Genomic DNA, 2719 nt, shown 5'->3' with positions numbered 1-2719 from the left:
TTAAAAAGCTGCCTAATGTTGTAGCTGGAGGTGGTAAAGTATATAATGAAGCTGGTGCTATTTTATTTATATATAGAAATGATAAATGGGATTTGCCTAAAGGTAAAATAGAAAAAGGAGAAACTATAGAGGTTACTGCTATTAGGGAGGTTGAAGAAGAAACAGGAGTTAAGGGGTTAAGTATTACAAAACCGTTGGAAACTACTTACCATTTATTTAAGCGTAATGGGAAACTGAAAATTAAAATTACGTATTGGTTTGAAATGAAAACTAATTTTAGTGGAAACTTGTGGCCTCAAGAAGCAGAAGGTATTACAAAAGTAGAATGGTTACAAGGGGATGAAGTAACAGAAGCCTTAAAAAACTCGTATGCTAATATTAAGATTTTAATATAAACTGTTGTGTGTTTTATCATTGAAAAAACACAACACTTGTATGGGGAGTAAGAGTTTGTAACCAAAAAAGCACAACGGGTTGTTAATAATAGGTTACTATTTTTTCGCTATTAAAATAGTATGTGTTTCTTTTTTAGTAGTGCTTGTGTAATCTACAGAAGTAGTTGTAGTAAGTTTAAACTTATTATTTATTAAAGCTTGTTTTAAGTTTTCTAAATTGTGGTAATAAAAAAAGAGTTTGTCTCCTGTACTGCCAGAGACATAGCCAGAGTTTTCATAATTACCAGCTATAAAACTTATGTACAGTATGCCATTTGTATTTAGTAAGTTGTAACTGTTTTTTATGAGTAAATTAGCATCTGCCTGAGATAAATAAGGGAGTCCAAAACCACAGATAATACCATCATATTTAGTTTTTAAAGTATTAATAGATCTTATGTCCATTTCATAAAAACTGGCTTTGGGGTTGTTTTGCTTAGCAAGCTTTACCATATTTGGAGCAATGTCTATACCTTCAATAACACTATTGGGTAGTTTAGATAATAGGTATTTAGTTATATTTCCTGGTCCACAGCCTATATCTAGTAGTTTTGGGGTTTTAGTGTTTAGCGATTGACAAAATAAATCGTAAGAATCGTTATAAAGCGTTAAATCCATGAATTTATCTTCATAGCGTTTGGCTACTTTATTCCATGTCTTAAAGGTGTCTTTATAACGATTCATTGTAAAGTCTTTATTTATTCTGTATACTCAAGCATTTTGTCTATTGTATTTACAGTTACAGAATGGTAATTTGCTCTAGAGTTTTTATAGATTTCGATAGCTTCATCCACTTTGTTTGCATTTTTATAGGCTTTAAAAATGGTGGAAACATACCAACGGCGTCCTACTTTATTTAAAAATTGTTTAATAATGTCGTCTACATTATTACCTCTATAGTCATGTGTTACAGATTGCTCAAACCACACCATTGCTATATATGAATTATTTGAGTGTGTTAAATCGAAAGCATTATCTATAAGCTCCATTTGTTTTGGCGTGATTGTTTTAGGGAAATTACGAACAAAATGCACCCATTCCTGTGTTGTCCAGTTTTGAGTTAGTGTTTTGTCTATTGTTTTTGTGCTTAAAAATGTAGCGAGCGTTTCTTCTACTTTTTTAAATTTATTAGACGTTATAATAGCTTGGTTTTCTGGAAGTCCTGAGTTATAAATCCATTCTTTAGTGTTAAAAGTAATGTTATGTTTTTTTAATAAATTAGTATTTAAATACTCTATAAAACGTTCTGTTGTCATTGTAGAGAATGCATGAGATTTAAAGTAGTTTTTTAAAAAAGCATCAAACTTTGCTCTGCCTACTTTTTCTTCTAAGGTTCTTAAAAAGAGATAACCTTTGTCGTATGCTATACTATTCATGCCATCATCTGGATTACGTCCTTTTAAGTTTAGTTTTAGCTTTGTGTCCTCTGGACTGTCTTTAAAGCCTTCTAGTTCTTCTTCTAAATCTTGTCTTCCTATTAAGGCTAGCATGTTTGCTCTGTTTTTACCATATAAGGCTTCCATAATGCGCATTTCAAAATATACTGTAAAGCCTTCATTGAGCCAGAAATCATTCCAAGTTGCATTTGTAACCAAGTTACCAGACCAAGAGTGTGCTAACTCGTGAGCAATTAAGGAGGTTAAACTTTTATCTCCAGCGATTACTGTTGGTGTTGCAAAAGTAAGTCTTGGGTTTTCCATACCTCCAAATGGAAAGCTAGGTGGTAGTACTATAACATCAAATTGTTCCCAGTCGTATTTTCCGTATAAATTTTCTGCGGCGACTACCATTTTTTCCATGTCTGAAAACTCATAGTGTGCTTTTTCTAATATGGAAGGTTCTGCATAAATTCCGGTTCTATTACTAACGGCTTTATAGTTTATGTCTCCTATGGCTAATGCAATTAAGTATGGAGAAATGGCTTGCTGCATTTTAAAAGTATAAATGCCATTTGCAGTTTTGGCTTTAGGGTTCTCTGCACTCATTACTGCCATAAGCTGAGAAGGCACTTTTACTGTAGCATTATAGGTTATTCTAATTTGTGGACTATCTTGAATTGGAATCCAAGTACGTGTTAAAATGGCTTGTCCTTGTGTGAATAAAAAAGGTTCTTTTTTATCGGCCGTTTGTTGTGGGCTTAACCATTGTAATGCTTCTGTTTTATTAGTGGTATTATAATATATTGTAATTTGTTTTGAGGCTGCTTGTAATGGTATTTTTAAAGCTTGCCCTAACTGTTTATCGTTTTTACCAAGAGAAAACGTTACTTCTTTATTATCTACTAA

The 2719-nt window shown here is 32.3% G+C and carries 3 protein-coding genes; 1 reads left to right on the top strand and 2 read right to left on the bottom strand.

Features of this window, described 5'->3' with window-relative positions; translation table 11 throughout:
• A partial coding sequence (locus tag ACVC2P_RS07780) for an NUDIX hydrolase (RefSeq protein ID WP_452597914.1) occupies positions 1-395 on the top strand: 395 nt, incomplete at its 5' end.
• 96 nt (positions 396-491) lie between these two features.
• On the opposite strand, the gene ACVC2P_RS07775 is transcribed toward ACVC2P_RS07780, so the two are convergent.
• Together ACVC2P_RS07775 and ACVC2P_RS07770 are read right to left on the bottom strand one after the other, a co-directional pair.
• Positions 492-1118 (bottom strand): class I SAM-dependent DNA methyltransferase, encoded by a 627-nt coding sequence (locus tag ACVC2P_RS07775; RefSeq protein ID WP_452597913.1) that lies wholly within the window; start codon positions 1116-1118, stop codon positions 492-494.
• Between the two features lie 14 nt (positions 1119-1132).
• A partial coding sequence (locus tag ACVC2P_RS07770; RefSeq protein ID WP_452597912.1) for a leukotriene A4 hydrolase C-terminal domain-containing protein occupies positions 1133-2719 on the bottom strand: 1587 nt, incomplete at its 5' end.

The sequence above is a fragment of the Pontimicrobium sp. MEBiC01747 genome, assembly GCF_053601635.1.
Note: the sequence above shows the minus strand (reverse complement) of the source record. Positions and strands in the feature narration are given on the sequence as shown.